At 43.5% G+C, this 5,079-nt stretch carries 8 protein-coding genes; all 8 read left to right on the top strand.

Annotated features, from left to right (window positions below; translation table 11 throughout):
• The coding region (locus PVV63_RS09795) for a phage tail sheath subtilisin-like domain-containing protein (protein WP_273791692.1) at positions 1 to 861 on the top strand (861 nt) is incomplete at its 5' end.
• Complete coding sequence (locus PVV63_RS09800; RefSeq protein ID WP_273791693.1) at positions 861 to 1,367, top strand: phage major tail tube protein; 507 nt, start codon at positions 861 to 863, stop codon at positions 1,365 to 1,367. The genes PVV63_RS09795 and PVV63_RS09800, both read left to right, overlap by 1 nt.
• 1 nt (position 1,368) lies before the next feature.
• On the top strand, positions 1,369 to 1,656 hold the full coding sequence (locus PVV63_RS09805) for a phage tail assembly protein (protein WP_273791694.1): 288 nt from the start codon (positions 1,369 to 1,371) through the stop codon (positions 1,654 to 1,656).
• Between the two features lie 47 nt (positions 1,657 to 1,703).
• Entirely contained in the window at positions 1,704 to 1,766 is a 63-nt protein-coding gene (locus tag PVV63_RS10535; protein WP_234924827.1) for a hypothetical protein, read from the top strand.
• A complete protein-coding gene (locus PVV63_RS09815; protein ID WP_273791695.1) occupies positions 1,763 to 3,892 on the top strand; it encodes a phage tail tape measure protein in 2,130 nt (709 codons plus the stop codon). The genes PVV63_RS10535 and PVV63_RS09815 overlap by 4 nt, the downstream gene beginning before the upstream one ends.
• Before the next feature lie 5 nt (positions 3,893 to 3,897).
• Entirely contained in the window at positions 3,898 to 4,278 is a 381-nt protein-coding gene (locus PVV63_RS09820) for a phage tail protein (protein WP_273791696.1), read from the top strand.
• Positions 4,275 to 4,499: a tail protein X gene (locus tag PVV63_RS09825; RefSeq protein WP_273724325.1), complete on the top strand. Its 225-nt coding sequence runs from the start codon at positions 4,275 to 4,277 to the stop codon at positions 4,497 to 4,499. Before PVV63_RS09820 ends, PVV63_RS09825 begins: the two co-directional genes overlap by 4 nt.
• The coding region (locus tag PVV63_RS09830) for a contractile injection system protein, VgrG/Pvc8 family (protein ID WP_273791697.1) at positions 4,496 to 5,079 on the top strand (584 nt) is incomplete at its 3' end. The genes PVV63_RS09825 and PVV63_RS09830, both read left to right, overlap by 4 nt.

Raw genomic sequence — 5,079 nt, forward strand, 5'->3', positions numbered from 1 at the left:
CATGCTTTGATTGGAGCGCAATCCATTGTGGGACAAACACCACGCATTCTCATCGCTCCAGGCTTTACACATCAACGCCCTTCCAGTGTGAATAGTGAAGAGAATGGAACTGGTGCAACTGCCAACCCCGTCGCAGCAGAACTGATTGGCATTGCAGAGCGTCTGCGTGCTATTGTGGTGCTTGATGCACCCAACACAACAGATGAAGCTGCTCTTAGCACAGCAAAGGATTTTGATTCAAAACGCGCCATTCTCATTGACCCGTTTGTAAAGGTAAATCGTGATGGAAAGATTATAGAACAGCCGGCAAGTGCAGCGGTTGCTGGTGTCATTGCCAAAACGGATTTTGCCCATGGTTTTTGGCATTCCCCTTCTAATAAAGTGATCAATGGCATTGTTGGTATTACGCGCCCCATTGATTTTTCCATTGGGGACAGATCAAGCCGCGCCAACCTTCTCAATGAACAAAATATCACAACTATCATTCGGGAAAATGGCTATCGCCTTTGGGGTAATCGCACCCTTTCAAGTGATACAAAATTTGCTTTCTTATCGGTGGTACGCACCGCAGATATGATCAATGATGCCATTTTGCGCGGGCATCTATGGGCTGTCGACCGCAATATCAAAAAAACCTACATGAATGATGTCAGTGAAAGCGTCAATGCCTATTTGCGTGATTTAAAAGCACAAGGCGCCATTCTTGGTGGACGTTGTACGCCTGATCCAGAGTTGAATACAGCAAGCGCTATTGAAAGCGGCAGAGTCTATTTCAATGTCGAATTCACACCAACAACACCAGCAGAACACATCACATTCCGTTCACGCATTGTGAATGATTACTTAGAGGAGATCTTTTAATGACCATACCTATTTTACCAAGAGTTTTGAAATATTTTAACATTTTTGTCGACGGCATTCCCTATCAAGCAAAATGTGAAAGCGTAACATTACCGAATTTGAATTTGGTTGTTGAAAGTTATCGTGGTGGAGGCATGGATAGCTCTATTGAAGTTGACCTTGGTCTTGAAACCCTCACACTTAGCATGACCATTTCTGATTGCTCTCCAGAATTGATGGCACTGTTGGGGCGCACAGATGTCGATATCTCATTACGAAGTTCAATGCAAGCGCAAGGCACACCCGCAGAAGGTGTTGTCATTACCATGAGAGGACTATGCAAAGGCTTTGAAATGGCAGAATGGCAACCGGGCAGCAAAGCAACATCCACAACTACCTTCACATTGCAGTATTTCAAATATGTCCAGAAGGACGTTGAAATCGTTGAGATAGACGTCCTCAACATGGTGAGAAAATTCAATGGCGTCAATCAACTCGCAGACCATAGAGAAAATATAGGATTATAAAATGACAGTCCAAACAAGCATTACACATAAATTACTTGTACCGATTACCTTTGAAGGAAAAGAGCATACCGAAATCACCTTACGGCGCCCCAAAACAAAAGATGTGCAAGCAATAGATAAGAAGGAAGGCGTTGAACAAACAATCGCTATGGTTTCTCGCCTTTCTGCATGGCCACATGAAGCTGTTGGTGAACTCGACATCAATGACTTATCGAGCATTGGAGAAATCTTAGAGTCTTTTATCAAACGGCGGGATACCTCGACTGGGAAACCGCCGCTAAACTCATAGCCGATATTACCATTGTGTTCCATTGGTCCCTTTCAGACATGATGGAAATGGAACCACAAGAATTAATATTCTGGCGAAAACAAGCAGCAGAAAGGTATAAGACAAAATGAGTAAAACAACTAAGGGTGCCGATGCAAAGGTAAAATTGTCTCTTGAGGACAAACTCACCGCACCTCTCAAACGTGTACAAGAATCTTTTAAGAATTTGTCGCATACATTAAATATTCCCCACTTTTCTGCTGCACTAAAAAATATGACAGCATGCCTTAAAGGCGTTCAAAGAGCCCTTGGTACAGCGGCAAGTCGTGCTTCGGTATTTACCGGTGCTTTAGGGCTTACTGGTGATGGTCTTGTGGCAAGCTTGATCTCCGTTACCATGCAAACCATGCATCTTGGGGATAGTCTTCACCATGCATCACAGCATTTGGGAATGAGTGTTGCATCACTTCAATTATGGGGTGATGCAGCCGATAATTCAGGCACTTCTGCCGAACTTTTTCAACAATCCTTAGCGGTTTTAAATAGGCGTTCAGCACAAGCATATGCCGGACAAAAAAGAGGCATGATGGGCTTTGAAGCGCTTGGCATTTCTGTCAAAAACACTTCTGGAAAACTCAAATCCACTTCTGTCTTGTTAGAAGAAATTACCGACAAGATGAGTAAGATGAAAAGCCAAGCACAAAGACAGCATATTGCCGCTCTGCTGTTTGGGGGCGATGGTAAAGAAATGGCGACAATGCTTGCACAAGGCATGGCACCCATTAAAGAGCTGTTTGCAAAGGCGCGAAAAGGAAAATGGCTGATAGGTGCCGATGTTGCACGCTATGCAGCAGATTTAAGTGACAAGCTTGGTGCTTTTAAGAAAAAAATAGGCGGTATCGCGAGCTTTATTGGCGCCCGTTTCATGCCCGTGATTAATGATATGATTGACGGTTTTTCAAAGTTGATTGATGAAAACCGCGACCTCATTCAAACAACTGTTGCGAGCTGGGCAAAAACCTTAAAAAAAGTCCTTAATGATTTGCTTAATCCTACCTCTGATTTAAGAAAAGGCATCAGTGATCTCACAGAGAGGATTAAAGGTTGGTTCCAATGGCTAGAACCTCTGATTGGTGAAATAACCCTCTTTAAGGTAGGACTTGTGGCACTTGGTTCGTTCATTTTTGGTCCATTCATTGCCGCATTAGCCGCAGCGGGAGCAGCGTTTGTCACACTTGGCTATACTATAATGACAACGCCCATAGGATGGCTAATTGGCGGCATCGCAGCTCTTGTTTTACTCTATAAATATTGGGATGAACTCAATGGCTGGGTAGCTGCATCTTTAGCCGCGGTTGGAGCAGTTCTTACCGGAGCATTCATTGCGGCAATAGCACCAGCTGCTTCCGCAATTGCTGGTCTTGCTGTAACTCTTATAGCTTCACTTATTCCAGCAATAACTGCCGTTAGTTCTGCTTTTATATCGCTTGGTATCGCAATCATGACCACTCCTATCGGCTGGATCGCTGGCGGCATAGCAGCCCTTGTTGGAGTTGGATATCTGCTCTACAAAAATTGGGATACGGTAGTAAGCTTCATAAGCAACTTGTGGAATTCTTTTGCGAGCTTATGTAGTAACGTTTTCAATAACCTCTTGACGCTCTTTAAAAACTTTTCACCACTCTCTTGGATTTCGAAAAAAATCAATGCATTGATTGAGTGGCTGTTTGGGGTCAATCTCATGGAAGCAGGAATCAATCTGATTAACGGGCTTTGGGAAGGTATCAAAAACCAATGGAGTGCTCTGTCTGAATGGTTTAGCGGCATGATAAGCACATTAACCAGCTGGATGCCTAATTGGATGAAAGAACAGCTAGGCTTTAATGTTTCAATCAACAAAACTTCAACCCAGACTTTAAAAACCTTTACCGATGAAACCAATGCACGCGCAAAAAAAATGGTTGATACAGCAATTGTACCCAATGCTCCATCTGAAAAACGCAAGAGTGGTTTTAATACAGGGACAGTCGAAACAGAATACATAGAAACTCCAAATACAAAAGTGGGTTCCTTTGAAGTTCCAGAACCCATTACGATTCACAAACCTGTTGAAGTAGACGCCCGTGTAACCATTACAAATCTCAATATTTCAGTACCAAATGGTCTCAAGGACGAAATCAGAGACGCTGTCAATCAAGCACTTGAACGCTATGCAAAACAGCAACGTTTAGCCATAGCCTCTAGCCTTTCGGATTAAATACCATGATGTTAGCTTTGGGTGGTTTTATTTTTTCGATTGAAACAGCAGCTTACCAAACACTTGATATGTCTTATGGTGTTCCATGGGTAGAGCAAGGGCGATTGGGGCGAAAGACTGCTCTTCAATTGCCTGCTGTTGCAAATGCGGAATTTTCTTTAGCAGGCGTGATTTATCCAGATTTCAAAGGTGGTCACAGACAGCTCGAATATTTACGGCAAATGGCACATGAAGGACCTCACATTCTTGTGACCGGTCAAGGCAAAATCTTAGGTAAGTTTGTCATTCTTTCTGTAGAGGAAAAACAAAGCGTTTTTCATCATAACGGCACCCCAAAAAAACAAGAATTTACAATAAAGTTGAGAGAATATGGTGAAGACCTATGAGTGATCTTTACATGACCAAAGATGGCGATATGGTTGATGCCATTTGCTGGAAATACTATGCCAAAGGTCAGCAAGCGCTTGCTGTTGAACGCGTCTATGCAGCTAATTTTGGGCTTGCAGACTATGGACCCATCTTAAAAGCAGGCATCACGATACTCTTACCAACCCTCCCCTATCCGAAAGCCACACCAGTAATCAGAATTTGGGGTAGCAAATCATGAAACCTTTTTGCATGGTTCTGGCAAATGGAGAAGACATCACAAAAACTCTTATGGATTATGTTTTGTCGATTGAAATTACCGATGAAGCAGAAAACAAAAGTGATCGTATCACTATAGAGCTTGATGACCGCGCACGTGACAGTGATAACGGCTTTCTTGATATTCCTCTTATCGGAACAATCATTTCCATAACACTTGGCTATGAAGGCGGGAAAAACCGCGATATGGGATCCTATCTGATAGACGAAATCTCTGTAAGCAGCCCACCACAAAGCTTAAGCGTGACAGGGCGCGCCGCATCAATGAACACGTCTTATAGAACCCCAAAAAGCCAATCCTATCACCAGCAAACCCTTGGCAGTATTGTTCAAGAGATAGCACAGCGTAATGGCTATACGCCAAAGGTTGATCCTTCTCTTGCAAAAATCGTTGTGCGTCACATTGATCAAACATCAGAAAGTGATATGGCTTTTGCTGCACGCCTTGCAGAAGAATATGATGCGGTAGCAAAGCCCGTTGATGGCAAACTGGTGCTCGCCAAACGGGGTGAAGGCAAAGCCATCACCGGTGAAACACTCCC

Source organism: Bartonella sp. CM31XJBT (assembly GCF_028618555.1).
In the GTDB taxonomy this organism is placed as follows: Bacteria; Pseudomonadota; Alphaproteobacteria; order Rhizobiales; family Rhizobiaceae; genus Bartonella.